Source organism: Amycolatopsis sp., from assembly GCF_036008905.1.
GTDB lineage: Bacteria > Actinomycetota > Actinomycetes > Mycobacteriales > Pseudonocardiaceae > Amycolatopsis.
Map to the genome: position 1 here is coordinate 1 of NZ_DASYMU010000109.1, position 25954 is coordinate 25954.

At 67.4% G+C, this 25954-nt stretch carries 27 protein-coding genes; 14 read left to right on the forward strand and 13 right to left on the reverse strand.

The genetic code is table 11. The features are described 5' to 3' along the window. Window positions 1-46: 46 nt before the first annotated feature. Both VGP60_RS20020 and VGP60_RS20025 read right to left on the reverse strand, forming a co-directional pair. Window positions 47-1252 (reverse strand): LCP family protein, encoded by a 1206-nt coding sequence (locus VGP60_RS20020; RefSeq protein ID WP_327549567.1) that lies wholly within the window; start codon window positions 1250-1252, stop codon window positions 47-49. 116 nt (window positions 1253-1368) lie between these two features. Continuing rightward, window positions 1369-2112 (reverse strand): SDR family NAD(P)-dependent oxidoreductase, encoded by a 744-nt coding sequence (locus tag VGP60_RS20025; RefSeq protein WP_327549568.1) that lies wholly within the window; start codon window positions 2110-2112, stop codon window positions 1369-1371. Window positions 2113-2221: 109 nt separating this feature from the next. On the opposite strand from VGP60_RS20025, the gene VGP60_RS20030 reads away from it, so the two are divergent. The 3 genes from VGP60_RS20030 to VGP60_RS20040 all read left to right on the forward strand — a co-directional run bounded on the left by VGP60_RS20030 (window position 2222) and on the right by VGP60_RS20040 (window position 5990). Continuing rightward, window positions 2222-3622: an aspartate aminotransferase family protein gene (locus VGP60_RS20030; RefSeq protein WP_327549600.1), complete on the forward strand. Its 1401-nt coding sequence runs from the start codon at window positions 2222-2224 to the stop codon at window positions 3620-3622. Window positions 3623-3757: 135 nt separating this feature from the next. Next, window positions 3758-4384, forward strand: a complete 627-nt coding sequence (locus tag VGP60_RS20035) for a TetR/AcrR family transcriptional regulator (protein ID WP_327549569.1) — start codon at window positions 3758-3760, stop codon at window positions 4382-4384. A 91-nt stretch (window positions 4385-4475) separates the two neighbouring features. Continuing rightward, the gene (locus VGP60_RS20040) at window positions 4476-5990 is read left to right on the forward strand and encodes an MDR family MFS transporter (protein ID WP_327549601.1); all 1515 of its coding nucleotides are present in this window, start codon (window positions 4476-4478) and stop codon (window positions 5988-5990) included. A 33-nt stretch (window positions 5991-6023) separates the two neighbouring features. Here the strand turns inward: VGP60_RS20040 and VGP60_RS20045 are convergent, their stop codons facing one another. From VGP60_RS20045 to VGP60_RS20060, 4 genes are all read right to left on the reverse strand, one after another. After that, window positions 6024-6749, reverse strand: a complete 726-nt coding sequence (locus tag VGP60_RS20045; RefSeq protein WP_327549570.1) for a hypothetical protein — start codon at window positions 6747-6749, stop codon at window positions 6024-6026. Continuing rightward, window positions 6746-7282 carry a SigE family RNA polymerase sigma factor gene (locus tag VGP60_RS20050; RefSeq protein ID WP_327549571.1) on the reverse strand — a complete coding sequence of 179 codons (537 nt, stop codon included), beginning with the start codon at window positions 7280-7282 and terminating at the stop codon, window positions 6746-6748. The genes VGP60_RS20045 and VGP60_RS20050 overlap by 4 nt, the downstream gene beginning before the upstream one ends. 62 nt (window positions 7283-7344) lie before the next feature. Then, window positions 7345-8232 (reverse strand): DUF3800 domain-containing protein, encoded by an 888-nt coding sequence (locus tag VGP60_RS20055; protein ID WP_327549572.1) that lies wholly within the window; start codon window positions 8230-8232, stop codon window positions 7345-7347. Window positions 8233-8273: 41 nt separating this feature from the next. Then, entirely contained in the window at window positions 8274-9302 is a 1029-nt protein-coding gene (locus VGP60_RS20060; RefSeq protein WP_327549602.1) for a LacI family DNA-binding transcriptional regulator, read from the reverse strand. 208 nt (window positions 9303-9510) lie between these two features. Between VGP60_RS20060 and VGP60_RS20065 the strand changes: the two genes are divergently transcribed. From VGP60_RS20065 to VGP60_RS20090, 6 genes are all read left to right on the forward strand, one after another. Then, window positions 9511-10815: an ABC transporter substrate-binding protein gene (locus VGP60_RS20065; RefSeq protein ID WP_327549573.1), complete on the forward strand. Its 1305-nt coding sequence runs from the start codon at window positions 9511-9513 to the stop codon at window positions 10813-10815. 3 nt (window positions 10816-10818) lie between these two features. Then, complete coding sequence (locus VGP60_RS20070; protein ID WP_327549574.1) at window positions 10819-11802, forward strand: sugar ABC transporter permease; 984 nt, start codon at window positions 10819-10821, stop codon at window positions 11800-11802. Continuing rightward, the gene (locus tag VGP60_RS20075; protein ID WP_327549575.1) at window positions 11802-12665 is read left to right on the forward strand and encodes a carbohydrate ABC transporter permease; all 864 of its coding nucleotides are present in this window, start codon (window positions 11802-11804) and stop codon (window positions 12663-12665) included. Before VGP60_RS20070 ends, VGP60_RS20075 begins: the two co-directional genes overlap by 1 nt. 2 nt (window positions 12666-12667) lie before the next feature. Next, window positions 12668-14068, forward strand: coding sequence for a GH1 family beta-glucosidase (locus VGP60_RS20080; protein WP_327549576.1), 1401 nt, complete (start codon window positions 12668-12670; stop codon window positions 14066-14068). A gap of 225 nt (window positions 14069-14293) precedes the next feature. Beyond that, window positions 14294-14602 carry a hypothetical protein gene (locus VGP60_RS20085; RefSeq protein WP_327549577.1) on the forward strand — a complete coding sequence of 103 codons (309 nt, stop codon included), beginning with the start codon at window positions 14294-14296 and terminating at the stop codon, window positions 14600-14602. A gap of 77 nt (window positions 14603-14679) precedes the next feature. Further along, on the forward strand, window positions 14680-15651 hold the full coding sequence (locus VGP60_RS20090; protein WP_327549578.1) for a pirin family protein: 972 nt from the start codon (window positions 14680-14682) through the stop codon (window positions 15649-15651). A 34-nt stretch (window positions 15652-15685) separates the two neighbouring features. On the opposite strand, the gene VGP60_RS20095 is transcribed toward VGP60_RS20090, so the two are convergent. Further along, on the reverse strand, window positions 15686-16426 hold the full coding sequence (locus VGP60_RS20095; protein ID WP_327549579.1) for an SDR family NAD(P)-dependent oxidoreductase: 741 nt from the start codon (window positions 16424-16426) through the stop codon (window positions 15686-15688). 29 nt (window positions 16427-16455) lie between these two features. Further along, window positions 16456-17430 carry an NmrA/HSCARG family protein gene (locus tag VGP60_RS20100; protein WP_327549580.1) on the reverse strand — a complete coding sequence of 325 codons (975 nt, stop codon included), beginning with the start codon at window positions 17428-17430 and terminating at the stop codon, window positions 16456-16458. Window positions 17431-17571: 141 nt separating this feature from the next. On the opposite strand from VGP60_RS20100, the gene VGP60_RS20105 reads away from it, so the two are divergent. Next, a complete protein-coding gene (locus VGP60_RS20105) occupies window positions 17572-18405 on the forward strand; it encodes a helix-turn-helix transcriptional regulator (protein WP_327549581.1) in 834 nt (277 codons plus the stop codon). 37 nt (window positions 18406-18442) lie between these two features. Here the strand turns inward: VGP60_RS20105 and VGP60_RS20110 are convergent, their stop codons facing one another. From VGP60_RS20110 to VGP60_RS20125, 4 genes are all read right to left on the reverse strand, one after another. Then, window positions 18443-19726: a sensor histidine kinase gene (locus tag VGP60_RS20110; protein ID WP_327549582.1), complete on the reverse strand. Its 1284-nt coding sequence runs from the start codon at window positions 19724-19726 to the stop codon at window positions 18443-18445. Window positions 19727-19868: 142 nt separating this feature from the next. Next, complete coding sequence (gene msrA, locus VGP60_RS20115; protein ID WP_327549583.1) at window positions 19869-20390, reverse strand: peptide-methionine (S)-S-oxide reductase MsrA; 522 nt, start codon at window positions 20388-20390, stop codon at window positions 19869-19871. A gap of 101 nt (window positions 20391-20491) precedes the next feature. Continuing rightward, window positions 20492-21397, reverse strand: coding sequence for a TIGR03619 family F420-dependent LLM class oxidoreductase (locus VGP60_RS20120; RefSeq protein ID WP_327549584.1), 906 nt, complete (start codon window positions 21395-21397; stop codon window positions 20492-20494). A gap of 74 nt (window positions 21398-21471) precedes the next feature. Beyond that, on the reverse strand, window positions 21472-21816 hold the full coding sequence (locus VGP60_RS20125; protein ID WP_327549585.1) for a hypothetical protein: 345 nt from the start codon (window positions 21814-21816) through the stop codon (window positions 21472-21474). Between the two features lie 195 nt (window positions 21817-22011). Here VGP60_RS20125 and VGP60_RS20130 point away from each other — a divergent pair, with 195 nt between their 5' ends. Beyond that, window positions 22012-22638: a dihydrofolate reductase family protein gene (locus VGP60_RS20130; RefSeq protein WP_327549586.1), complete on the forward strand. Its 627-nt coding sequence runs from the start codon at window positions 22012-22014 to the stop codon at window positions 22636-22638. A 28-nt stretch (window positions 22639-22666) separates the two neighbouring features. Beyond that, window positions 22667-23002 (forward strand): YciI family protein, encoded by a 336-nt coding sequence (locus tag VGP60_RS20135; RefSeq protein ID WP_327549587.1) that lies wholly within the window; start codon window positions 22667-22669, stop codon window positions 23000-23002. A 36-nt stretch (window positions 23003-23038) separates the two neighbouring features. Here the strand turns inward: VGP60_RS20135 and VGP60_RS20140 are convergent, their stop codons facing one another. Beyond that, the gene (locus VGP60_RS20140; protein WP_327549588.1) at window positions 23039-24025 is read right to left on the reverse strand and encodes a helix-turn-helix domain-containing protein; all 987 of its coding nucleotides are present in this window, start codon (window positions 24023-24025) and stop codon (window positions 23039-23041) included. Between the two features lie 191 nt (window positions 24026-24216). Between VGP60_RS20140 and VGP60_RS20145 the strand changes: the two genes are divergently transcribed. Both VGP60_RS20145 and VGP60_RS20150 read left to right on the forward strand, forming a co-directional pair. Next, the gene (locus VGP60_RS20145) at window positions 24217-25158 is read left to right on the forward strand and encodes an alpha/beta hydrolase (protein WP_327549589.1); all 942 of its coding nucleotides are present in this window, start codon (window positions 24217-24219) and stop codon (window positions 25156-25158) included. Between the two features lie 245 nt (window positions 25159-25403). Further along, window positions 25404-25916, forward strand: coding sequence for a hypothetical protein (locus VGP60_RS20150; protein WP_327549590.1), 513 nt, complete (start codon window positions 25404-25406; stop codon window positions 25914-25916). Window positions 25917-25954 lie beyond the last annotated feature (38 nt).

Sequence of the window (25954 nt, forward strand, 5' to 3'; positions counted from 1 at the left end):
CCGGCGCGCCGGAAACCCGACCAAAGACCACCACCCAAACCGGAAGCTAGTTGACGCAGCCGGTCATGGGGGTGACGGGCGGCGGAGCGGGAGTGGTGGACGAAGTGGAGATGTCCATGGCTTGGGCGCCGCGCGGGGTGCCCGCGGGTGGGGTGGTCACCGAGGTGGTGGTGTTCCCGGCAGCGGAAGCGCCCGAGCCCATGACATTGGCGACGAAGGCCTTCACCTGAGCGGGATCGACCTTCACCGCGTCGCCGTCGGACGGCGTCGGCAAACTGAGGCTCTGCACCGGGATCGTGCCGAACTGGATGGCACCGGAGCTGAGGCCGTGCAGCTGCGAGGCGAAGCTGAGGATGTCCCAGCCCTGGTCGATGACGATCGAGCCCTGGACGGCTTCGATGAGGTTGCTCAGCTTCGTCGGGTCGGTCAGTGTCCCGGCGCCGAGGATGGTCTTGGCGAGGCTCGCCAGGAATGCCTGCTGCCGCACGATGCGGTCGAGGTCGCTGTTCAGCCCGTGGCGCTGGCGCACGAACTTCAGCGCGTCGGCCCCGGCGATGGTCTGGACCCCCGCGGGGAAATTCGCGCCGGAGTACCGGTCGTTCACGGCGTTGTTGAGGCAGACCTGGACCCCGCCGACGGCGACGCTCAGCGAGTAGAACCCGGCGAGGTTCACCGCGGCGTAGTGGTTGATGGTCAGCCCGGTCAGCTTCTCGACGGTCTGGATCGTCGCTTTCGCCCCGGCCTCGTTGCTCTGGACTTCGAGAGCCGCCCCCGAAACCCCCTTGGCGCTCAGGGAGTTGACGGCCGCGTTCTTGCCACGCGAGTACGCCGAGTTGATCTTGTGCTTGCCGAAGCCACCGGCGAGGTCGACATAGGAATCACGCGGGATCGAAATCGCCGTGGCCGCTCCCCCGCCGGCCGGGATGTGCACCACGATCATCGTGTCGGTGGTGTCACCGCCATCGCTGCTGTCGCCCGCATGGAGCATGTTGAGCAGATCCTGCGGCAGCGGGTTGCCCTGCGCGTCGGTGCGGGAGTCCAGCCCGACCAGCAGGATGTTCTGGTCGACCGTCAGCGACTTGGTGCCGGTCGGCGTCTGGGCTGAGGGCTCGATGACGTTGGCCGTGGTGATGCCGGTGTCCAGTTTGCTCAGCTGCATCCAGGCGTAGCCGGTTGCGCCGAGGACCAGGATCGACACCATGCCGAGGACCACCCGACGGCTGCGCCGCCAACCCCTGGGTGTGAGCAGCACAGTGGACCCTCTTCTCAGAACCTGATCGAAACCGGTACGTCCAACAATTACCGGACTTTCTCAAAGGATGCTGAGAATTGGGCTGGGGATTCCCTGAGAAACCTGTCAGGAACTTGTTATCGCGGCATCCGGCGCCAAATCGCGCGCGGCAGGAGCCGCATTACCGCGAATACCGGACGTAACACTCCTGGTACCCAAATGACATGACGACGTCGATTGAGCGCCGAAACGGTGGCATCGGCGACCTGATCCGGTGTACTCGAAAACGGCGCCGGTGACATCCCCTCGGTCATCCGCCCGACCACGAAACCGGGCCTGACCATCACCAAGTGCACACCGCTCCCGGCCAGCGCGTCGGCAAGACCGCTGGCGAAACCGTCGAGACCCGCCTTGGCCGAGCCGTACACATAGTTGGCGCGGCGGACACGGATTCCGGCGACGGAGGAGAAAACGACGAGCTGACCGTTTCCCTGGGCCCGAAGAAGGGTGGCGAGATGAGTGAGCACGCTCACATGTGCCACATAATCGGTGTGCACAATGGCGACGGCATGTGCGGCGTCACTCTCGGCACGCGATTGGTCACCAAGAATGCCGAAAGCGGTGACCACTACGCCAAGTGGCCCATGCGTGTCCGCAATTTCCCGTAACACCGATTCATGGGCGGCGACGTCGTCAGCGTCGAACTCGACCCGCTCGACGGCGGCGGCTCCGGCGTCCAGCAGCCGGGCGGCTTCGGCGTCGAGTTCTTTGCTCCGCCGCGCCGCCAGCACGACCTTGCCCGCGCCGCCGCGGACGAGCCGCTCCGCGACCGCGAGGCCGATTTCACTGCGGCCACCCAGCACCAGCACTGTTCCCGTCACGCGCCGAAGTCTGCCAGACGCTGATTCAGTTGCATCGCGTGCCACAGTATGCGATAAACGTATCTACAGAACTCCAGCACTACGAAATCAGCATCCAAGTGAGGGTATGATGACCGACAGCGGCAGCACGCGGGAAACCGGCACCTGGTCTTCGGAGCGTCTCTCCGCATCGGCCCGCGACCACCTGTGGATGCACTTCACCCGGCACGGCGACGGCGCCGCCGGCGACGTCCCGGTCATCGTGCGCGGCGACGGCGCCTACGTTTGGGACGCCAACGGCAAGCGCTACCTCGACGGGCTCGCCGGACTGTTCGCCGTCGGCGTCGGCCACGGGCGTGAGGAACTCGCCGAAGCCGCCGCGAAGCAGACTCGCGAACTCGCCTACTTCCCGTTGTGGGGCCACGCGCATCCGGCCGCGATCCAGCTCGCCGAACGCCTCGCGACCGATGCCCCCGGCGACCTCAACCGCGTGTTCTTCACCGTCAGCGGCGGCGAATCCGTTGAGACGGCGTGGAAACTGGCCAAGCAGTACTTCAAGCTGACCGGGAAACCGAACAAGCACAAGGTGGTCAGCCGCGCGCTCGCCTACCACGGCACCTCCGCCGGGGCGTTGTCGATCACCGGCCTCCCCGGCGCGAAGGCGGACTTCGAACCGCTCGTGCCGAGCACCTTGCGCGTGCCGAACACCAACTTCTACCGCGCCACGGAGCACGCCGACGACTACGAGGCCTTCGGACTCTGGGCCGCCGACCGCATCGCGCAGGCCATCGAGTTCGAGGGCCCGGACACCGTCGCCGCGGTGTTCCTCGAACCACTGCAGAACACCGGCGGCTGTTTCCCGCCGCCGCCGGGATACTTCCAGCGGGTGCGCGAAATCTGCGACCGGTACGACGTGCTGCTCGTGTCGGACGAGGTCATCTGCGCGTTCGGGCGGCTGGGCCACGACTTCGGCGCCAAGCGCTACGGTTACCAGCCCGACATGATCACCACCGCCAAGGGCCTGACCTCGGGCTACGCGCCGCTCGGGGCGGTACTGGCCAGCGACCGGCTAATGGAGCCGTTCACCCACGGCACCACCACCTTCATGCACGGCTCGACTTACGGCGGTCACCCGGTTTCGTGCGCGGTGGCACTGGCGAACCTCGAAATCATCGAGCGCGAGGACATCTACGGTCACGTGCTGGGCAACGAAGCGGCGTTCCGGTCCACTTTGGACAAGCTGACCGATCTGCCGATCGTCGGCGACGTCCGCGGCGCCGGGTTCTTCTACGGCATCGAACTGGTCAAGGACAAGGCGACCAAGGAGACCTTCACCCCGGAGGAATCCGAGCGGGTCCTGCACAAGTACCTGTCGGGCGCGCTGTTCGAAAACGGCCTCTACTGCCGGGCCGACGACCGCGGCGAGCCCGTCATCCAGCTCTCTCCCCCGCTGATCTGCGGCCAGGAGCAGTTCGACGAGATCGAGCAGATCCTCCGGTCTTCGCTCACCGAAGCCTGGAAGCGCCTGTAACGCCCAAAGTGGCATGAACGGACCTTTCATCTCAATTTTCGAGATGAAAGGTCCGTTCATGCCACGTGACGCACGCCACCATTTTGCACATCCTGCAATTTTGCAGATCGTGCAAAATTTCCGTACGCTCATCACATGCCCTTGACCGCCCCCGCGATGAGCCTCCGCGAGCGAAAGAAGATCGACACCTTCCGCGCGCTCGCGTCGACGGCGGTCAAGCTCGTCAACGAGCGAGGGCTGGACAACGTCACCGTCGAGGACATCAGTGCCGAGGTCGGGGTCTCCCCGCGGACGTTCTTCAACTACTTCGCGTGCAAAGAAGACGCTGTGGTCATCGCCTACCCGGACTACGCGCAGCACGGCGAGCAAGCCGCCGAGACACTTCTCGCGGCGCCACCGGAATTGAGCGCGCTCGAGGCGCTGACCAGCGCGCTCGTCTCGCACGCCGACCGGATCCAAGAGGACCGCGAGGAGTGGCTGCACCGCATCGCCGTGATCGAGGCCAACCCGTCGCTGGTGTCCCGCCTGATCGCGATCGGCGGCGAGTCGGAACTGTCGATGCTCACCGCCATCGGCCGCCGCACCGGGCTCGACCCGGAAGAGGACCTGTATCCCGGTCTGCTGTTTTCCGCGGTCTGCGGCGTGTTCAACGCGGCGGTCCGGCACTGGTACCGGCTCGACGGGAAACAGCCGCTGGAAGAACTCGTGCGCGCCGCCGCCGCCGCGCTCGCCGCCGGGCTTCCCGACCCGGGCAAGAACTAACAACCAGCACCGAACGCGCCCGAAAACCACGAATGAGGGGAAACACATGACCGCGTCCACGGACGCCCAGGAGACCTCGGCGTCCACGTCGATGAGTCGCAGGCAAGTGCTGGAAGCGCTGTCCGGGTTGATGATGGGGATGTTCGTCGCCATCCTCGCCTCCACGGTGGTGGCCAACGCGCTCCCGCGCATCATCGCCGACCTCGGCGGCTCGCAGGCGTCCTACACCTGGGTGGTGACCACCGAACTGCTCGCGATGACCGCGACGGTTCCGTTGTGGGGCAAGCTTTCCGACCTCTACAACAAGAAACTGCTGATCCAGGTCTCGCTGGCGCTGTTCGTGGTCGGCTCGCTGATCGCCGGGTTCGCCGGCAACATCGAGATCCTGATCGCCAGCCGGGTGGCCCAGGGCATCGGCGCCGGCGGGCTCACCGCGCTGGCGCAGGTGATCATGGCGTCCATCATCTCGCCGCGGGAACTGGGCAAGTACTCGGGCATCTTCGGCGCGGTGTTCGCCGTCGGCACGGTCGCGGGACCGCTCATCGGCGGGCTGCTGGTCGACACGTCTTGGCTGGGCTGGCGCTGGTGCTTCTTCATCGGTGTCCCGTTCGCCGTCGCGGCGATCTTGTTGCTGCAGAAGACACTTCGACTACCCGTCACCCGAGCCGACGTGAAGGTCGACTACCTGGGCGCGTTCCTGATCATGCTCGGCGTGTCCACCCTGCTGGTCTGGTCCACGCTGGCCGGTAACCAGTTCGAGTGGGCTTCGTGGTGGACTGCCGGTCTGGTCGTCGCGGGCCTGGCGATCCTGGCGCTCGCGGTGTTCGTCGAGGCCAAGGTGCGCGAGCCGATCCTGCCGCTGACGTTGTTCCGCAACCGCACGGTCACGCTGACCACGGTCGCGAGCTTCTTCACCGGTGTCGCGATGTTCGGCGGCACGGTGTTCCTGTCACAGTATTTCCAGCTGTCACTGGGCAAAACGCCGACCGTCGCCGGACTGCTCAGCCTGCCGATGATCTTCGGCCTGCTCGTCTCGTCGACGGTTTCCGGGCAGCTGATCAGCAAGACCGGGCTCTGGAAGAACCACCTGCTGATCGGGGCCGCGCTGATGGCGGGCGGGCTCGGCCTGCTCGGCACGATCGACGCGCACACCTCGGTGGTCCTGCTGAGCGTCTACATGGTGGTGCTCGGCGTCGGGGTCGGCATGCTGATGCAGAACCTGGTGCTGGTGGCGCAGAACGACGTGCCGATCGAAAGCCTCGGCGCGGCGACTTCCACACTGTCGTTCTTCCGCAGCCTCGGCGGATCGATCGGCGTCAGCGCGCTGGGCGCGGTGCTGGCGACCAGGGTCAGCACCCTGATCATGGACGGACTCGGCCCGATCCCGGGCGCGTCAACGGGTTCGAGCCACGCGGTGCCCAACCTCGCGCAGCTCCCGGAGCCGGTGGCGAACGTGATCCGCGAGTCCTACGGCAGCGCGACGAGCGAGATCTTCCTGATCGGCGCGCCGATCGCGTTGCTCGTGCTGCTGTCTGTCGCGTTCCTGAAGGAGATCCCGCTCAAGACGAAGAACGGTCTCGAGCGGCTCGCCGACCTCGAGGACTGAGAAAGCCGGCCCGGGGGTCGCACGACCCCCGGGTCAGCTCGGCAGTTTGGCCGAGTTCTTCCCGAACGCCACCGGTGGTGTCAGCAGCTTCGATGACGCGACGTCCTGCTCGATGAACCAGAAGACCACGACCGACGGATCCTCGCTCCACTGCGCCAGCCGCGCTTGGACCGGTTTCCCTTGCACGGTGCTGATGATCTTCTCGACCGGCCCGACGTAGTAACCGGAGACGGGCACGAACTGGTCGCGGATGATCTCACCGCCGTCGACGACGTGGAAGCCGGGGCGCCGGTCCGAGCCCTTGAACTCGTTGGACATCAGTTCGCCGGACAACGTCCCGTCCGCGGCCCGGTGCCCGGTCATCAGGCCGAAATGCGTGTCGGGCAGCTCGACCGGCGCGTCCACCTTCACCAGGTAGAAGACGCGCTCCCCCAGCGGATCGAAGATCCCGGTCGCGATGACGTCGCCGAGTGGGACGCGGGGTTCCTGTGCCGGATCCCGGGTCGTGAGCGGCGGCGGCGCGGACGTCGTCAGGGACGGGCCGCCGGCGGCGACGGGCGTCTCCGTCTTGAAACTGTTGACGCCGGTCACGACGAGGACCACCGCGGCCGCCACCGCCACGAGCCCGGCGCCGCTCTGTACCCGGCGACGGCGTCGGATGCGCTTGCCCGCGGACATGATCGCGCCGGTGTCGAGCGCGGCGAATCCCTCCGGCGGAGGCGTGTGCAGCGCTGTTTTCAGGTTGTCGAGGTCCTTCATCGTCCCGTTCCGCCAATCAGCGTCGGCTGGTCGCCCTGTCCGGCGTCGCCGCCGGAAGAATCGTTCGAGACCCGCAGCTTCGCGAGCGCTCGTGAGTTGGTGCTCTTCACCGTGCCGACGGAAACGCCCAGTTCGGTGGCCACCTCGGCCTCGGGAAGATCGAAGTAGTGCCGGAGCACCACGACCGCGCGTTCCCGCACGGTCAGTCCGTCGAGCATGTCCATCAGCCATTCCCGCTGGATGACGGCGGTTTCCACGGCCCCGGCCACGGGCCGTTCGGGCACCTCTTCGGCGGCGTACTCCCGCAGCGGGCGGCGCCACTTGTCGATGACGTGGTTGACGAGGACCGTGCGGGTGTAGGCGTAGGCGTCCTTGTGCCGCACCCGCGACCATGCCGCGTAAGTGCGGGCCAGCGCCGTCTGAGCGGCGTCCTCGGCCTGGTGGCGATCGCCGGTGAGCAGGTACGCGGCATGCTGCAGGCGCGCCGAACAGGCCTGCATGAACTCGACGAACTCGTCGTCACCACGCGCCATTCGATCCCCTCATACCCGTAGCGACGGATGGACGGGGCGAAAGGTTGAGTCCCCGGTCGTATTCACCCGATCCAGATCGACAGCGGGTCCACATAGGGCCGGAGTGCCGCGATGAGCTCCGCGTCGCCCTGGTGGTTGAGCTCGTCCGAGGCTATCCTCCTGGCGACGCCGGCGAGGAAGTCGGCGACCTGGACACGGGCGTCGGAGCGGGAGTCGACCAGCCGGATACCGGCCAGCCTGTCGCCGATGACGGCCTTGAGCTGCGAGACACGCGCTTCGGACAGGGTGAGCTGTTCGTCGTGGACGATCGAGACGGAGTCGCCTTCCCAGCCGGCGACGGCCCGGACGATCGCGGGGAGCCAGGAGTCCAGGGGCGGGATCATCTGCGGGTCGTCGCGCACCTTCGCGCGGAAGGCCTCCGCGCGTGGGGTGGCTTGGCGGAAGCGTTCCAGGATTTCGCTCAGGACTCCGGTGCTCGGGTCGTCGACCACGCTCAGGAACTCCTCGACCGGGCGGACGGCCCGGCGGTTCTTGACGCGCAGGAGGTTGTTGCCCGCTTCGAGGAAGGCGTCCCACCTGGCTTGGCCGAAGGCGCCGGGGCCGTCGCGGTACAGGGTGGTGGCTAAGTCGGGTGATCCCAGCAGCAGGCCGGTGAGCTTGCCGAGGAGGAAGAACGTCTTGTCGGTGAGGTGCACGCGGGCGTGGCCGTGGATCGGCCCCAACGGGCCGAGGAGCCAGACGAGGACGGGCCGGTTCTTCGCCCTGAGCAGGTGGTTGGCCTTGTACTCCACGGCCGGCGACCGGATCCTGTCCCGGATCTCCTGGACACAGGCCTCCGCCGCTTCGACACTCAAGCGGACGCTGGCGTGCGCGAAGACGTCGGTCTCGCCGCCGACGAGCTTTTCGCCCTCCGACCCGGACTCGTCGCAGGCGATCTCGACAGCGCTCACCCTGCCTGTGTAGCCGACCTCGGCGACCCCCGCGACCCCATTTACGCCGATTCGCGGACGGTCATGGACACCGGCAGCACCTGGTTGCGGGGCTTGATCTCCTCCCCGGCGAGGAGTCCCATGAGGATGGTGACCATCTCGCGCACCTGCGCCTGCGGATCCTGATGGATCGACGTCAGCGGCGGGTTCATCACCGGCGCCAGTGAGGCGTGGTTGTCGAAGCTGATGACGGCGACGTCGTCGGGGATCTTCCGCCCGGCCTCGGTCAGCGTGCGCAGGGCACCGGCGGCCATCATGTCGCTCGCGACGAACACCGCGTCGAGGTCACCCCGGCGCGCGAGGAGCCTGCTCATCGCGTCACGCCCGCCGGTAAGGGTGAAATCGGCTTCCTCGGCCAGCTCGGCCGGGTCCAGTCCCGCGGCGAGCAGGGTCGAACGCCAACTGGAAAGCCGTTGTACCGCGGCGGTTTGGTCCTGTGGCCCGGCGATGGTGGCGATCCGCGTCCGGCCGATCTCGACGAGATGACGCACCGCTTGGCGGGCACCGCCCTTGTTGTCGAAGTCCACGACGTGCACGCCGCTGCGGATGCTGCCCGCCTGTCCCCCGAACACCACCGGCATCCGAAGCCCCTTCAACGCCTTGGGCAACGGATCCGCGCGATGCGGCGCGAACACCAGCGCGCCGTCGACGTGGCCGCCTTCGAGGAAACGCATGGTACGAGCCAAATCCTCGCCACCGTCGACGAACATCAGCACCATCTGGCTGCCGACGTCGGCGAGTTCGCGGTACCCCGCGCGCATGACCGCGGTCCGGTACGGGTCGTCGAGCAACCGCGCCTCGGGCTCGGAAAGCACCAACGCGATCGCGCCCGTCCGCCGCGTCACCAACGACCGCGCGGCCTGGTTCGGGAAATACCCCAGATCCTTCGCCGCCGCGAGAACCTTCTCCTTGGACCTGGCGCTGACGTAGGCGTCGTCGTTCAGCGCACGCGACGCCGTCGAACGGGACACCCCCGCGAACGCGGCGACATCCTCCAGCGTCGGCCGGCCGTCATCACCACCCGGAATCACCACACCCCCCGAATTCACCCTGTGTCCGACCAGCTTAATACCGCGCCGCCCCGACCTGGGAGCGCTCCCGCAAGGTAACACCACGGACACGGAATCTTGACACGATCGGTGGCGCACGACACACTCAGTGCCCATCTGGGAGCGCTCCCAGTCTTGATCCACCCACCGGTTTGCCGGGCGAAGTCATCCATCCATTGAGGGGTTTGCAGTGCGACGAATCCGAAAAGGCCTCACCATCGCCGTCGGCCTGGCCGTAACGGCTGCCATGAGCACCGCCTGCGCGGGCGGTGACGACACCGCGGCCCCGGCCGCGGCGGCTCCCGGGGAGAAGGTCGAGCTCACCATCGCGACCTTCACCGAGTTCGGCTACGAGAACCTGTTGCCGGAGTACGAATCACTCCACCCGAACATCAAGATCACCCACCGCAAGACCGGGCAGGGCGGGCCGCACCACCAGAACCTCATCGCCAAGCTCGGCGCGGGTTCCGGTCTCGCCGACATCGAGGCGGTCGAGGAAGGCCATCTCTCCGACATCCTCGACAAGTCCTCGAAGTTCAACGACCTGACCAAGATCGGCCCGCAGGAGGTCACCCCGGACCGCTGGCTCGGCTGGAAGTACGACGCCGGGAAGAGCAAGGACGGCAAGCTGGTCGGCTACGGCACCGACATCGGGCCGCTGGCGATGTGCTACCGCAAGGACATGTTCGAAGCAGCCGGGCTGCCGTCCGACCCGGCGTCGGTCAAGCCGCTGTTCGCCACCTGGGACAGCTACTTCGCCGCCGGTGCGCAGTTCATCGGCAAGTCCGGCGGCAAGGCGTGGTTCGACTCCGCCGCGCAGAACTTCAACGCGATGGTCAACCAGCTCGACGTCGGCTACCTCGACCGTGACGACAAACTGACGATCGAGTCCAACGCGGGCATCAGGTCCGCCTGGGACAAGGTGACCGCCGCTGTCGCACAGGGACAGTCGGCGAAGCTGACCGCGTTCAGCAACGAGTGGAACAGCGGTTTCAAGCAGAGCGCCTTCGCCACGAAGGTCTGCCCCGCGTGGATGCTCGGGGTCATCAAGGAACAGGCCGGGCCGGAGAACGCCAACAAGTGGGCCGTGACCGACGCCTTCCCCGGCGGCGGCGGAAACTGGGGCGGCTCGTTCCTGACCGTCCCGACGCAGAGCAAGCACCCGAAGGAAGCCGCCGAACTCGCCGCCTGGCTGACCGCGCCCGAGCAGCAGCTGAAGGCGTTCGAGGCCAAGGGAACCTTCCCGAGCCAGACCAAGGCACTGGAATCCCCGCAGCTGCTGGCCGAGACCAACCCGTACTTCGGCGACACCAAGGTCGGCGAACTCTTCGTGACCCAGGCGAAAAAGGTCACCAAGCCGCAGTACAAGGGCCCCGGTGACGGCCAGATCCAGGAGAACGTGACCAGTCCCGCCCTGACCGCGGTGGAGCAGGGCAAGTCCGCGGCGGAGGCCTGGACCCAGGTCGTCGACGGCGCCAAGAAGATCACCCGCTAAGCGATGACCACGATCGAAAAGATCGTGCCGGAAAGTGCGGCCGGGCCGAAGCACCAATCCCCCCGGCCCACTTTCCGGCAACGCCTCAGCCGCTGGGATGTCCGGTATTCGCCGTATCTCTACATCGCGCCGTTTTTCGTCGTCTTCGCGCTCGTCGGCGTATTTCCCTTGCTGTACACGGCTTACGTGTCGTTGTTCGACTGGGAGATCGGGGACGACAACCCGAAGTTCATCGGGTTCGAGAACTACTCGGAACTGTTCGGCGACGCGCAGTTCTGGAACTCGCTGACCAACACGCTCAGCATTTTCGTGCTCTCCAGCGGGCCGCAGATCATCATGGCCGTCCTGCTCGCGGCGTTGCTCAACACCAAACTCCGCGGGCCGACCGGCTGGCGGGTCGGGATCCTGCTGCCGTACGCGGCCAGTCTCGTGGCGCTGGGCATCATCTTCGCGAACCTGTTCGGCACGCGCTACGGCCTGGTCAACGGCCTGCTCGAGACCCTCGGGCTGGACCGCGTCGACTGGCAGGCCGGTTCGTTCTCCAGCCATGTCGCCATCGCCGTGATGGTCAACTGGCGCTGGACCGGTTACAACGCATTGATCGTGCTGGCCGCGATGCAGGCGATCCCCAGGGAGCTGCAGGAAGCGGCGATCGTCGACGGCGCCGGGCCGATCCGCCGGTTCGTGAGCATCACCCTGCCGTTGCTCAAGCCGACGCTGATCTTCGTGGTGATCACCTCGACCATCGGCGGCCTGCAGATCTTCACCGAGCCCAAGTTGTTCGACGCCATGCCCGGATCGAACAACGGCGGTTCCACCAACCAGTTCCAGACGGTGACGCTGTACATGTACCAGTCCGGTTTCGAGAACTTCAGCCTCGGTTACGCCTCGGCGATCGCCTGGGTGCTGTTCGTGCTGATCATCGTGATCGCCGGGGTCAACTTCCTGGTCACCCGAAGGCTCACGCGGACGACGGGACTCAAGTGATGGCCGTACTCCCCCAGTTCCTGCGGCGCACTGACGGCGGTTCCCGGCTCGGCCGGCCGAACTTCCTGGTGTACGGCCTGCTGATCGCGTTCGTACTGGGCTCGATCTTCCCGTTCTACTGGTCGGCGCTGGTCGCCAGCCGGGACAGTTCGATGCTCACCGAGAAGGTGCCGCCGATCCTGCCGGGCGGGAACTTCTTCGCCAACGCGGCGAGGGTGTTCGACGCGGTCCCGTTCTGGAAGGCGCTCGGCAACAGCGTCATCGTGGCGGGCACGGTGACCGTGAGCACCGTGCTCTTCTCGTCCTTGGCCGGGTTCGCCTTCGCCAAGGTGAGATTCCCCGGTCGCAACGCGCTGTTCGTGTTCATCGTGGTGACGCTGGCGGTGCCGACCCAGCTCGGCATCATCCCGCTGTTCATCGCGATGTCCGAGCTGGGCTGGGCCGGCGGATTGCAGGCGGTGATCGTGCCCAACCTGGTCACCGCGTTCGGCGTGTTCTGGATGCGTCAGTACACAATGGACGCTTTGCCGTACGAGCTCATCGAGGCGGCACGCATGGACGGCTGCAGCATGTTCCGGATCTTCTGGAGCGTCTGTATGCCCGCCGTGCGACCGGCCGCGGCGATCCTCGCCATGTTCACGTTCATGACCTCGTGGAACGACTTCCTGTGGCCACTGGTGGTGCTCGACGTCGGCAACCCGACCATCCAGCTGGCACTGGAAAAGCTGCAAAGCGGTTACTACGTCGACTATTCGCTGGTACTGGCCGGGACGACGCTGGCGACCATCCCGATCCTGATCGTCTTCCTCCTCCTCGGCCGCCAGATCGTGGCCGGAATCATGCAAGGTGCCGTGAAAGGGTGACCATGTCCGTACAACCCGCCGAAGCCGCGACCGAGGTCGCCTTCCCGCCGGGGTTCGTCTGGGGCGCGGCCACCGCCGCCTTCCAGATCGAGGGTTCGACCACAGTGGACGGACGTTCGCCGTCCGTGTGGGACACTTTCTGCCGCCAGCCGGGCGCGGTGGTGAACGGCGACACCGGTGAACCGGCCGCGGACCACTACCGCCGGTACGGCGAAGACGTCGAACTCATGCGGGATCTCGGTCTCGGCGCGTACCGGTTTTCCACCGCCTGGCCCCGGATCCGGCCCGACGCCGGGGAACCGGACAGCCGCGGCCTCGACTTCTACGACAGGCTGGTCGACCGGCTGCTCGCCGCCGGGATCGCGCCGTGGGCGACGCTTTACCACTGGGACCTGCCGCAGACGCTCGAGGACGACGGCGGCTGGGCCAATCGGGACACGGCGTACCGCTTCGCCGAATACGCCGAGACGATCGTGTCCCGGCTCGGCGACCGCGTCGTGTCCTGGACGACGTTGAACGAGCCATGGTGTGCCGCGATCCTCGGCTACGCACAAGGGATCCACGCCCCGGGCCGCACCGATCCGAAAGCCGCTGTCGCCGCGGTGCACCACCTCCTGCTCGGGCACGGCCTCGCGATGGACGTCATCCGGCGGCACGCGCCCGGGTCGAAGGCGGGCCTCACACTCAACCTTTTCCCAGTGGTTCCGGCCGATCCCGGGTCGGCCGCCGATCTCGAGGCGGTGCGGCGGATCGACGGCCTGCAGAACCGGTTGTTCCTCGATCCGGTGCTGCGCGGCGCGTATCCCGAAGACCTCGTGGAAGATCTCGCGCCCTTCGGCCTGGCCGACCACGTCCGCGCGGGCGACCTCGGCGTCATCTCCGCGCCGCTGGATCTGCTCGGGGTGAACTACTACCGCGGCTACCAGGTCACCGGGACGCCGCGGGAGGGCACCGAGCCGGGCGGACCGGCCTGGATCGGCGCGGAAACCGTCGCGTTCGTGACCGACGACGGCCTGCCGCGCACCGAGTCCGGCTGGCAGGTCCAGCCGGACGGGCTGACCGACATCCTGCTGCGCGTCCACCGGGAGTACCCCGCGATCCCGTTGTACATCACCGAAAACGGCGCCGCCTATCCCGATCACGAGCACGGTGACGGACAGGTCGACGATCACGACCGGGTCGCGTTCCTCGACTCCCACCTGCGGGCCGCGCATGCCGCGATCCTGGGTGGCGTGGACCTCCGGGGGTACTTCTACTGGTCGCTGCTGGACAACTTCGAATGGGCGGAGGGCTATGCCAAGCGGTTCGGCATCGTGCACGTCGACTACGAAACCCAGCGCCGCACGCCGAAACAAAGCGCGCGCTGGTACTCGCAGGTGATCAACCACAACGGCCTCGGCTGAGCGGCGCTGTTGTCTTCGCCATCTGTCGACAGATGGCGGTGGTTGCGGACGCGGGGTAGCTTCCGGCCTTGACTCAGCAGCAGGCGGACGTGGAAGTCGCTGTTCTGCAGGAGAACCAGCCCGGCCGACTCGTGTTCCGCGGGACCGCCCGAAAGCACGCGGGTCGGTCGCCCTTAGCCCTACGATCGTGGAGACCGCCGCCCTCCACGATCGTAAGGTTCATCCATGCACCTGCACCTGACCAGTTCGGGACCCGACCTGGTCGAGCCCGACGACTGCACGACGTTCGACGTCGTGGTGGCCCCGGAACTCGACACCGAGGCGCTCACGGCGCTCTTGGCCAAGCACAAGATCGGCACGCTCGCGGCCGGCGAGAAGCATGTGTTCGTCTCGCCGGAGGCACTGCGCGCGCTGGCCGACGGGAGGACGGGCGAGGACTGGTCGTCCCGCTTCGACAAGATGCTCGCGTACGCCGCCACCAAGGGCTGGATCGGCGAGAACGGCGACGTCCGCGGTCATATCGACAACGGATAGCGCGCGGTGGTGGACATGTCAACTCGGGCGTACCATCGCCGCATGGCCGTTCTCCCAGCGCGAGTGAGGAACCTCCCGTGAGCAATCTCGACGCACACCCGGAGGTCGTGCCGTGTGAATCGTCGGCAGCCCAGGCCACCCCGGAAGTACTGGAACCACGGCTCGTCCCGCTCGGCGGGCCCCGTGCCAAGCCGGTGCGGCGGACGCTGCCGCAGCGCGCGAGGTCGCTGATCGGGGCGTGGTGCTTCGTCGACCACTACGGCCCGAACGAAATCTCCGAAACCACCGCGATGAACCTGCCCGGCCATCCCCACACTGGCCTGCAGACGGTCTCGTGGTTGTTCTCGGGACTGCTCGAACACCTCGACACGATCGGGACGAAATCCCTGATCCGCGCCGGGGAGATGAACCTGATGACCGCGGGCCGGGGCATCGCGCATTCGGAGTTCACCACGCCGGAAACCAAGGTCCTGCACGGTGTCCAGCTGTGGGTCGCGCTACCGGAGCGCGACCGGTTCACCGAGCCGCGGTTCGAATACTTCGCCCCGGAGCCGATCATCGTCGGCGACGCGAAGCTGACCGTCTTCCTCGGCTCCCTGATGGGCTCGACGTCCCCGGTCGAAACGAGCACGCCCCTGCTCGGCGCGGAACTGAACATCCCCGCCGGGACCACCCTCGAGCTCGACGTCGACCCGGCCTTCGAACACGGGATCCTGGTCGACGCCGGAGAGATCCGGGTCGCGGGGATCACCGCCACCGACGCGGAACTGCTCTACGTCCCGCTCGGCGCGACCTCGCTGACGATCGAAACCGGCGATCGGCCGGTCCGTGCGGTGCTGCTGGGCGGGGAACCGCTGAACGAACGCATCATCATGTGGTGGAACTTCATCGGCCGCACCCATGAGGAGATCGTCCGGTTCCGCACGGAATGGCAGGCCCAGGCCGCGACCGACCACGAGGAAGGTCCGTACGGAACGTTCCCCGACGCCTGGCTCACCGTCCTCCCCGCCCCGGTGATGCCGAACGGCCAGCTGAAACCCCGCGCCTGACACCCGCCATCTGTCGACAGATGGCGGTGGCCGATCAGGCGCTGAAGCCGCCGTCGATCCGCAGGTTGGCACCGGTGACGAACCCGGCCGCCGGGCCCGCGAGATAGGCGACGGCTTCGGCGACCTCCTCCGGTTTCCCGAAGCGCCGCATGGGAATCGCCGACAGCGCGGCCTCGTCCGGCGCCAGGATCAGCATGTCGGTCTCGATCTGGCCGAGCTGCACGGTGTTGACGGTGATCCCCCGTGGGCCGAACTCGTGGCTCCACGTTCGGCCGTAGGTCTCCAAAGCCGCCTTGCCCGCGGCGTAATCGCCGTACGGGCCGGTGGTGCGGTTCACCCCGACCGAACTGATCAGGATGATCCGCCCACCGTCGCCGAGGTGCTTCGCCGCGGACCGCGTCACCGTCACCGCCGAGGTGACATTGACCGCGAACTGGTGCGCGAACACGGTTTCGTCGCGATCCGGGTCCGCGAGCCCGCCGGTGACGAAGACGCCGGCGTTGTTGACCAGGACGTCCAGCCGCCCGAAGTCCGCCGCGACTTCGTCGACCAGCCGGGTCACTCTGGCGTCGTCGGCATGGTCGGCTCGGTACGCGGAAGCACGCACCCCGAGCGCTTTGAGCTCGTCGACCAGCGCGTTCGCTTTGTCCTTGGAGTTCACGTAGCTGAAGGCCACGTCCGCGCCCGCCTCGGCGAGCCGGCGTGCGACGGCCGCGCCGACTCCGCGGGAACCACCGGTCACCAGTGCCACTTTGCCGGTCAGTTCGTTGTGCATTTCTTCTCCCCTCAGTTGGTCGGAAACGCTCAGCCGAGCGGGATCTCGCTCTTGTGCTCCCGCAGCCACGAATCGAGCGAGCGGAGCTGCGGGTTGAGCTCCCGCACCAGATCGAGGTCGCGGACGCCGACGAAGTACTCGGACGCGTCCGAGTAGAACTGGTACATGTTCGCGATTTCGTCCGCACCGGGGAATCCCGCCGCCCGGACCTCGTGGTGCGTCTGCGGCCGGTAGACGACCTTCTCGCCGAGCACGTCGGTGAACTTCGCGGCGAGCTCGTCGCCCGTGGCGTGCGTACCGGCGATACTCACCGTCTTGCCGATGAAGTCGGCCCCGCGCCGGAAGATGCCGAACGCCGTGCGCCCGATGTCCTCGGACGCGATAAGGGACATCTTCTGATCTGCCATGGGGTTCGTCAGGACGAGCTGACCGTTTTCGTCGCGGTGCGGGCCCTGTCCGAGCAGGAACGACTCGTAGTAGAAGGTCGTCTGCAGGAACGTGGTGGGCACGCCGAGCTCGGTGAAGAACTCGTTCGCCTCGCCCTTCGCGTCGAAATGCGGGACCTTGTAGGTCTCCAGGAGCGTCGGGAGCTCACTGCCGAGCCGCTCGAAATGCGGCCGGGTGTCTTCGAGAGTGGACCAGACCACGTGCTCGAGTCCGGCGTCCTTCGCGGCCCTGGCCGCCGCGGCCGCCTGCGCGAGTTCCATCTCGGCGCGGGTGCGGGCCTTCTCCTCTTCCGGTGTCCGCTGGACCCAGAAGTTCGTGACCACGAAAGCGCCGTACGCGCCGTCGAAGGCCTTGCGCAGGCTGGCCTCGTCGTCCAGGTCGGCCTCGACCACCTCGGCACCTTGCGCGGCGAATTCCTTCGCCGCGGCCGAGTCTGCGCTGCGCGTCAGCGCCCGTACCGTGAACGGGCCTTCCGGGTCGGCCAGGATCGCCCTGACCAGGCCACCGCCCTGCGAACCGGTCGCACCCACCACGGCGATGATCTTCTTGTCGGTCATTTCTGCTCCTCTTTCACCATCAACAGCGAATACTTCGTCGCTTCCTCACGTTGTCACTGGGGAAAGCCCCGCGCCGCACCCTGCGATGGGTACCCACGGCAGGGATAGGCACCGGCCCGACGGCGGAAGGAAGATGGGGTCATGAGCGAGCAGAGGAACCCGTCCCAAGTCCTCGGAGACTTCCTCCGGACGCGCCGCGCGGCTTTGTCCCCGGAGGACAGCGGGGTGCGGACCTACGGCAACCCGCGCCGCGTTCCGGGCTTACGCCGCGAAGAGGTCGCCCAGCTCGCGGGAGTCAGCGTCAACTACTACACCCGCATCGAGCAGGGCGAGAGCCACCAGATGTCGGACTCGGTGATGGAGTCGATCGCCAACGCGCTCCAGCTCGACACCGGTGAGCGGTCACATCTGCTGCGCCTGGCCCGGCCGGCCCAGGTCGTGCGCCGGGACACCGGACCCGAACAGGTCCGCAAATCGGTACTGGCGCTCGCCGAAAGCAGCGCGGACCAGGCGGCGATCATCGTCGGCCGCCGCTCGGACCTGCTCGGCGCCAACCGGCTCGGCTTCGCGCTGTTCGGCCTGCGGCCCGACCAGCGGCCGAACATGACGAAGAACCTCTTCCTCGACCCGGCGATGCGCGACCTCCACGCCGACTGGGAAACCGAAGCACGCAGCTCCGCGTCCTACCTCCGCAACGCGTCGAGTGATCAGCCCGACGACCATCTGCTGGCCGAGCTGATCGGTGAACTGAGCATCAAGAGCCCGGACTTCGTGCGGATCTGGGCCACCCATCCGGTCGGCGAATGCCTGCATTCGGTGCGCAAGCTGCACCACCCGGTCGTCGGAGACCTGATCCTCAACACGGAAAGCCTTCGCCTGCCCGACGACCCGGGTCAGCGGATCGTCTTCAGTGGCGCGGAAGCGGGGTCGAGCTCGGCCGAACGCCTCAAGCTGCTCGATTCCCTCAGTTCTTAACGACCGCCATCTGTCGACAGATGGCGAAGGTTGCTGCTCAGCGGGGTACCCACAGGGTGACCTTGGTGCCGTGACCCGGTTGTGAGTCGATGGCGCCGTGGCCGCCGACCTCCGCGAGCCGGGCCATGATCGACTGGCTGATCCCGAAACCTGGCGGCCGATCCCGTACGTCGAACCCCTCGCCGTGGTCCCGCGCGACCACCATGATCCCGCCGTCGCGTTCCTCCACCCGGAGCACGACCTGGTTGGTGTCGGCGTGTTTGACGGTGTTGCGCAACGATTCCCGCACCGCCTCGCACATCGCCGTCCGCCGCGCCTGCGACATCGCGTACTCCTCGTCGAGGTCGGCCGCGACCAGTTGCGTGCGCAGGCCGTCACGGGCCATGTCCGCGGCCACTTCGGCGAGTTCCACCACCAGGCTGCGGGACGACCCCGTCGGCAGCGGCTCGCTGATCCGGCGGCGCAGGTCGGCCGCTTCGGCCCCCGCGAGTGAGCGGAGTTCCGACAACCGTTGCGCGGCCTGGGCGTCGTCGCTCGGTGTCGCGAGCGCGAGCGCCTCCAACGTCTGCAACACACTGTCGTGCATGAGGCGCCGGGTCCGGCGGCGCTCCACCTGTTGACCACGCCGGAGCCCGATGTCGAGGGCGAACCGGGTGCCGACGCCGAGCAGGATGAGAATCCCCGCGCAGGTCACGATGGACACGAGCAGCGCCACCATGCAGCCGACCGACCGGTTCAGCGCGAGCGGGTCGGACAGCGGCAGCCCGCCGGCCCAGGTCAGCGCCAGCCGCAGCGGCACGGCCGCCGCCAGCAGCCACAGTGCCGCGGGGAGCCCGAAGGCGCACACCCACATGCCGATGGCGCCCACCATCCAGGTCCACGTGACGTCGATGGCGAAGGGCTGCACCGAATCCGGGACACTGACCGCGACGGCGACGTTGAGCAGCAGGCCGACCACGAGGTCGAGCGCGAGGGCGCGGCCGGCCGTCCTGGCGCGCAGGCCACCGGCCCGCAGCACCCAGGCGAGCGCGGCCGCGTTGACCACCACCGCGAGCACGGTCGTGGTCAGGACCGGGGCCAGCCCGACCGAGCCGTTCGCGCTGGCGAAACCGATGAATACCTTGGGAAAAGCGGCGATGCGGTACAGCAGGGGGCCGATCACGGCGTAGCGGGACGCGCGCGCGAGGGTGGCTTCGCCAATGCTCTCGGCGTCGCCCGTTTCGTCGTCGTCGGCCGGATCGATGCGCTCTTCCGGCATGCCATGACGAAGCAGGGTGCTGACGAACGCGCGCGGCGGCGCGCTCGGGCCACCTTCCGGCATCGGTGTCCCCTCCAGTCCGGTCCGTCCGGTCCGAGCCTGTCAGCGAGAGGTACGACCGTCAACCGCTCGTAGGGCGGTGACAAAGTGATAGGGGCCTCCCTTGAGGAGACCCCTATCTACCCTGAGTACGACTAGCGGATCGTCACTGCGAAGCCGACGCCTTGCGGGACGGGAGTTTCCAGTCCGGCCGGATGAAGTGGCAGGTGTAGCCCTGCGGGTAACGCAGCAGGTAGTCCTGGTGCTCGGGCTCCGCTTCCCAGAACGGCCCGGCGGGCTCGACCTCGGTCACGGCCTTGCCCGGCCAGAGACCCGACGCGTCGACGTCCGCGATGGTCTCCTCGGCGACCCGCTTCTGCTCGTCGCTGACGTAGTAGATCGCGGACCGGTAGCTCAGCCCGATGTCGTTGCCCTGACGGTTCTTCGTCGTCGGGTCGTGGATCTGGAAGAAGAACTCCAGCAGCCGCCGGTAGCTGATCTTCTCCGGGTCGAACACGATTTCGAGGGCCTCGGCGTGGGTCCCGTGGTTGCGGTACGTCGCGTTGGGCACGTCACCGCCGGTGTAGCCGACGCGGGTGGAAATGACCCCGTCGTACTTGCGGATCAGGTCCTGCACGCCCCAGAAACAGCCGCCGGCCAGGACAGCCTTCTCACTGGACACAGTCATGTCGTCACTCTCCTCCTACCTCTCCAACGGACTTCGGTCCTCAACGATTCCCGAGGCCCGCTTCGGCCGGGTTTCCGACCTTACCCGGGCCGAATCGGTCATTACCGCCGCGCGCGGGCCAGGATGCGCTCGGCGAGTTCCAGTGCGTGGTCGACGCTTTCGGCAAGGCACTGCAGGTCGACGAACGCGTGCTCGGTACCGGCTTCCCGCCCGGCCCTGGCGAGCACGTCCCCGCACTCCTCCGCGGTGACGCCTTCGACGGGATAGACGCGCAGGACCGTCCCGATGCTCGCCGGGTCGCGGCCTTCGGCCTCCGCGAGCTGCCGGATGTGGTTCAGCGGGGTGGTGATCGAGGCTTCCGGGTCGAACTCGCCGGTGCCGGGCCGGTGGACCGGGAGCCAGCCGTCCGCGCGGCGGGCGACCCGGCGAAGCGCGGCCGGGGCGAACCCCGCGAGGTAGATCGGCGGGCCGCCTTTCCGGGTGGGCTTGAGCTCGGAGCGGGTGCTGGGCACCTTCCAGTACTTGCCGTTGTACTCGGCGGGATCAGTGGTCCACAGCGCTTCGAGGGCGTCGAGGCACTCGTCGAGCCGGGCGCCGCGCTCGCTCATCGGCACCCCGGTGGCCTCGTACTCCTCCGGCGACCAGCCGACGCCGAAACCGGGCAGCAGCCGTCCCGCGCTGAGCAGGTCGATGGTGGTGAGCGACCGGGCGAGCATCGCGGGCGGGTACCACGGCGCGTTGAGCACGTTGGCGCCGAGTTCGACGCGTTCGGTGACGGTGGCGGCCACGGTGAGCAGGGCGAACGGGTCCAGGATCGAGTTGAACAACGCGGGGATCGTGTCCCCGCCGCCGTAGCCGACGGTCGGGTTGGCCGGGGCGAGCAGCCGGTCCCCGACCCACAGGCTGTCCCCGCCCACCTGCTCCTCGATCTGCCGCGCGAAATGCGCGACCTGGTCGGGCTGATGGGCCAGCGGCCCGAACTGCGGCAGGGTGAAACCGATACGCATGCGGAAACTCCTCGTTTCGGGCGAAATTCGGGCAGCTCGGTGGCGGGCGGCCCTACTCGATCATGGACCTGCGCTCAGTCGAAGGTGACGGCGTACACCTGCAGCCCGGGGGTGAAATTCAGGGTGACGTCACCGGCTTCCAGCTCCGGGGTCTGCGTCAGCCGATAGAGATTCGGGGTGCCGGAGATCGTGACGGTGTGCAGCGCCTTGATCAGCAGCGAACCGAGCAGGGTGAACACGGTGAAGCTGAGCACCAGCCCGCCGATCACCGCGTACGGCCGCCGGTTCTTCCGGGGCCATTCGACTTGCGCCCGTGTCGAGCCGCCCGCGAAGAACACGATCGGCAGCACCGGGAGGATGCACGGCGAGACGCCGGTGATCAGACCGCCGAGCAGCCCGATCAGGACCAGTGTCCACATTTCCCCAGAACCTCCGTCACGCGCGTGCCGCCCGAGATCCATCATTCAGCACCGGTGAGCCGGAAGACTGGGATCGCGCCCCCGCGTAAGCGGACCGAAAGAAACTCGTCGCGCCGGGTTGTCGATTCCGGGCGGCCCCGGTTGTCGTAGTGGTGAGGGCATCCCCCGGCGGTGCCCGCGAGCGAAGGAAGCGACATGCGAAAACTGATGGTGACCACGTTCGTGTCCCTGGACGGGGTCATGCAGGGCCCGGGCGGACCCGATGAGGACACCGACGGCGGCTTCGAGCACGGCGGCTGGTCCGTCTCGTACTTCGACGAGCAGCTCATCGGCCTGATGACGGACCTGACCCGCCGGGCGGGCGCGCTGCTGCTCGGCCGCAAGACCTACGACATCTTCGCCGCCACGTGGCCGCTGGCCGAGGCCGACGACCCGATCGGGTCGAAGTTGAACAGCATGCCCAAATACGTCGCGTCGCGGACGCTGGACACCCTGTCGTGGCAGAACTCGACCCTGCTGACCGGCGACGTCGCCAAGGCCGTCGGCGAACTCAAGCAGGGCGAGGGCGACGAGATCCAGGTCCACGGCAGCGGCGGCCTGGTCCAGACGCTGCTCGAACACGACCTCGTCGACGAGCTCCACCTGCTGGTCTTCCCGGTGCTCCTCGGCTCCGGCAAGCGGCTCTTCGGCGAAGGCACCATCCCCGCCGCGCTCAAGCTGGTGAACATCACGACGTCGGGCCGCGGAGTCGTCGTCAGCACCTACGCACGGGACGGCAAGCTCGAATACGGTGCGATGGGACCGGAGACCGGGAACTGGTGAACGACCGAAGCGACCACGAGGACACCCCATGCCGCAGTACGCGATTCTGATCTACGAAGCCGAAACGCCAGGAGGCGTGGCCGACATCCCGCCCGAGGTCATGGAAGCGAATATGAGCGCAGGGCCGAAGATCGCCGCCATGGGCGCGAAGATCGTCCACGAGCAGGCCCTGGAGCCCGTCGCGAACGCCCGGACGATCCACAAGGACGGCTTGGTCACCGACGGCCCGTTCCTGGAGAGCAAAGAGGTGATCGCCGGGTTCTTCGTGGTCGAGACCACCGACCTCGACACCGCGATCGCCATCGGCAAACTGCTGCCGATCATGGACGGCGCCGTCGAAGTCCGCCCGCTGCTCGAGATGTGACCGATCGCTGACGGGCGCCGCCTTCGGTGGTGCCCGTCAGCTCATCAAATCGACAAGAGCGGCACCACGGGGAGTGCGCAGCAGCCGCACGTTGCGGCCACGGCGTTCCCGGGTGAGCAGACCGGCCGCTTCGAGCTGGACACAGTGATAGGTGGCCGTCGCGGCGCTGCACTGGATCACGCCGGCGATCTCACCCATCGTGGGCGTCCGGCCCGCGGCCCGGAGAATCGCCGCGCGGACAGCGCCCAGCACCAGCGTCAACGCGTCGTCGGCCCGAGGCGGCGCGGGCTGGTCGTCCCACAGCAGTCCCAGTCCCGGCAGTGGATAGCCGAGCCAGACGACGTCGGGCCGCTCGAAACTGAAGATCGACGCACCGTTGCCGGAGACCACCGGTACCAGCAGGAGCCGCCGCCGGGCGAGGTCGAAATCCGCCGGATCCACGTCGGGCAGGTACAGCGTGGTACCGACGAGCCGGTTGCGGGAGTTGATCCCGGCCAGCAGCACGTCCAGCCCGTCGCCCACCACGGCGGTGCCGATCCGTTCGGCCTCGCGCTTGCGCAACGGATCCGCCGCCCGCCAGATCGGGGCGAACGCGTCCCACACCGACTGCAGGACCCGGACGTAGGCGGCGATCCACTGCCGGGGAGCATCGACGACGGACTGCCATCGCGGTGGTATCTCGCCGCCGAAATCCGACTCCAGATCGTTGATCAGGACCTCGGCCGGCAGATCACCGAGCTGCGCCAGATAGGCGGGGATGTCCGGCACCGAGCGCGCGGTCATGTCCGGCGTCAAGCTGTACGGCACGCCCGAATGCCCTGGCGCGAACATCGGCCGCAGGACTTCGGCGGTTCCGGGTGGTGCGGCGGCCCGGATCAGGTCGCGCCACTTGGCCGGAATGCCCTGCGGCCTGCCGCCCAGCGCGTCGGCGGTCAAGGACAGGAGCGTCGCGCCCGGCTGGTCCACGACAGTGATCCCGACCTGGTCCAGCTGCCCGAGGTCCAGCTTGCTGAAGCCTGCCATGGCGCCGTCCTCCGATCGCGGCTCGTGCCGCACAAGGTACCCGAGCGACCCGGCGGACCTTTTGAACATCGTCGAAAAGATGGCGCCGGCCACCGGCGAACCCCTACAGTCACCTTCCTCTGGCCGCGCCTGCGTCGCGCCGCCGCTATTCGCCGGTCGGGGATCACATTCGAGAACGGTGAGGAGTGGGGATGTCGGAGTTCCCGATCCCGGACAGCACTGGAGTGCTCGCGGGGGTCATGCGGGAGACCGAGGTGACGGTGACGGCCGGCGACGGGCTCGCCCTGGCGGGCACGCTCACGTTGCCCGCCGGTCCCGGTCCGCATCCCGCGGTCCTGTTGCTGGCCGGTTCCGGCAAGCTGGACCGCGATTCCAACGCCGGCCGGCTGCGCATGGACCTGGGGCAGCCGCTGGCGGCGGCACTGGCGAACCACGGAATCGCCTCACTGCGTTACGACCGCCGCGGCGTCGGCGCCTCCCCCGGCGACTGGCAGTCGACCGGTTTCGTTGACAACTATGACGATGCCGCCACAGCTTTGCGGGCGCTCGCAGGGCGACCGGAGATCCAAACGAACGCGACCGGCGTCGTGGGCCACAGCGAAGGTGCCGTGCACGCGATGCGACTGGGGGCGACCGGAAACGCCGCGGCGATCGTGCTGCTGGCCGGGTTCGCGCGTACCGCCGAAGACGCCCTGAAATGGCAGATATTGCAACTCGCCGACAATCTGCCGCGGGTGCTGCGCCCGTTCCTGGTCCGGTTCGCCTATGGGCGACTGGAGCGGATCAAGGTGACGTCGACCGACGTGGCCCGGATCGCCGGCGTGCGGGTCAACGCCCGCTGGTTCCGGGAGATCCTGGCGCACGACCCGCGCCGCCACCTGCGGGCCATCCGCGTCCCGGTGCTCGCGATCACCGGCGACAAGGACGTCCAGGTGGACCCCGGCGATCTCGACACGATCGCCAAGCTGGTTCCCGGCGACGTCGATGTCCGGCGGATACCCGGCCTGACCCACATCCTGCGCCGCGATCCCGGTCCGGCTTCGGTGCGGTCTTATCGCCGGTTACTGCGAGAGCCGGTCGACACGGAGATACTCGACGACGTGGCCAAATGGCTCACCGGACGGCTCAGCTGAATTCTTCGCACTGACTTTCCCGGCAAACCGATCGGTTTCTCCTTTCGAGAAACCGCGTTTCTTATTGTCCGAAGAAAGTCTGAAAATCGGGACAGGCAAACAAAATCTGTAACATATCTGGACTTAATCACCCATCCGGGCGATAATTTCCCACTATGGGATCAGTTAACATGAACCGGGCCGTCATGCGAAAAATTGGAGTCGCCTTGGCGGTCGCCGGCATTACCGCCGGGTGTTCGACACAATTGGAAGGTACTGCCGTTTCACAATTCCCCGGCACTTCCGTTTCGGCCGCCCCCGGCAATTCGAAGGTAGCGGAACCCGATCAGGCCGGTCGGCCGGCGACCGGCCAGCAGGTGCTCGCCGACTGGGTCGGCGCGGTCATCGCCGGCGACTACAAGCGGGCGTGCACCGACATGGCCGACGTCTCGGCCTCGCCGCCGAAGGTTTACACCGCGGCGACTTGCGACCCCGCCAACGCCGAGATCAAGACCATGGAGCGGGTACTCAAGGGCCTGCGGGAGACGTTCACCCCCGCGAACTCGACGGGCAAGCCCGAGGTCCAGGTCACAGGCCCGGCGCCCACCGGCGACTCGGCGACGATCGCCGCCGACAAGATCACCGTCAACGGGAAGACCCTGGACGAGGTCGTGCTGGCCAACTCCACCGGAGTGAAACCCGGCGAGACCAACATCACCTTCGGCGTGAGCAAGGTCGAAGGCGGCTGGTACGTCACGGACTTCAACCTGGACTTTTAGCCCCGTCGCGTGCTGGATCCGCACCACACAGTACGGAT

Bases quoted from the DNA above. Each gene is read 5' to 3' on its own strand.
- VGP60_RS20030 (WP_327549600.1), top strand. From the start codon at position 2,222: ATGACCGACAGCGGCAGCACGCGGGAAACCGGCACCTGGTCTTCGGAG.
- VGP60_RS20035 (WP_327549569.1), top strand. From the start codon at position 3,758: ATGCCCTTGACCGCCCCCGCGATGAGCCTCCGCGAGCGAAAGAAGATC.
- VGP60_RS20040 (WP_327549601.1), top strand. From the start codon at position 4,476: ATGAGTCGCAGGCAAGTGCTGGAAGCGCTGTCCGGGTTGATGATGGGG.
- VGP60_RS20045 (WP_327549570.1), bottom strand. From the start codon at position 6,749: ATGAAGGACCTCGACAACCTGAAAACAGCGCTGCACACGCCTCCGCCG.
- VGP60_RS20050 (WP_327549571.1), bottom strand. From the start codon at position 7,282: ATGGCGCGTGGTGACGACGAGTTCGTCGAGTTCATGCAGGCCTGTTCG.
- VGP60_RS20070 (WP_327549574.1), top strand. From the start codon at position 10,819: ATGACCACGATCGAAAAGATCGTGCCGGAAAGTGCGGCCGGGCCGAAG.
- VGP60_RS20075 (WP_327549575.1), top strand. From the start codon at position 11,802: ATGGCCGTACTCCCCCAGTTCCTGCGGCGCACTGACGGCGGTTCCCGG.
- VGP60_RS20080 (WP_327549576.1), top strand. From the start codon at position 12,668: ATGTCCGTACAACCCGCCGAAGCCGCGACCGAGGTCGCCTTCCCGCCG.
- VGP60_RS20085 (WP_327549577.1), top strand. From the start codon at position 14,294: ATGCACCTGCACCTGACCAGTTCGGGACCCGACCTGGTCGAGCCCGAC.
- VGP60_RS20095 (WP_327549579.1), bottom strand. From the start codon at position 16,426: ATGCACAACGAACTGACCGGCAAAGTGGCACTGGTGACCGGTGGTTCC.
- VGP60_RS20100 (WP_327549580.1), bottom strand. From the start codon at position 17,430: ATGACCGACAAGAAGATCATCGCCGTGGTGGGTGCGACCGGTTCGCAG.
- VGP60_RS20105 (WP_327549581.1), top strand. From the start codon at position 17,572: ATGAGCGAGCAGAGGAACCCGTCCCAAGTCCTCGGAGACTTCCTCCGG.
- VGP60_RS20110 (WP_327549582.1), bottom strand. From the start codon at position 19,726: ATGCCGGAAGGTGGCCCGAGCGCGCCGCCGCGCGCGTTCGTCAGCACC.
- msrA (WP_327549583.1), bottom strand. From the start codon at position 20,390: ATGACTGTGTCCAGTGAGAAGGCTGTCCTGGCCGGCGGCTGTTTCTGG.
- VGP60_RS20120 (WP_327549584.1), bottom strand. From the start codon at position 21,397: ATGCGTATCGGTTTCACCCTGCCGCAGTTCGGGCCGCTGGCCCATCAG.
- VGP60_RS20125 (WP_327549585.1), bottom strand. From the start codon at position 21,816: ATGTGGACACTGGTCCTGATCGGGCTGCTCGGCGGTCTGATCACCGGC.
- VGP60_RS20130 (WP_327549586.1), top strand. From the start codon at position 22,012: ATGCGAAAACTGATGGTGACCACGTTCGTGTCCCTGGACGGGGTCATG.
- VGP60_RS20135 (WP_327549587.1), top strand. From the start codon at position 22,667: ATGCCGCAGTACGCGATTCTGATCTACGAAGCCGAAACGCCAGGAGGC.
- VGP60_RS20140 (WP_327549588.1), bottom strand. From the start codon at position 24,025: ATGGCAGGCTTCAGCAAGCTGGACCTCGGGCAGCTGGACCAGGTCGGG.
- VGP60_RS20145 (WP_327549589.1), top strand. From the start codon at position 24,217: ATGTCGGAGTTCCCGATCCCGGACAGCACTGGAGTGCTCGCGGGGGTC.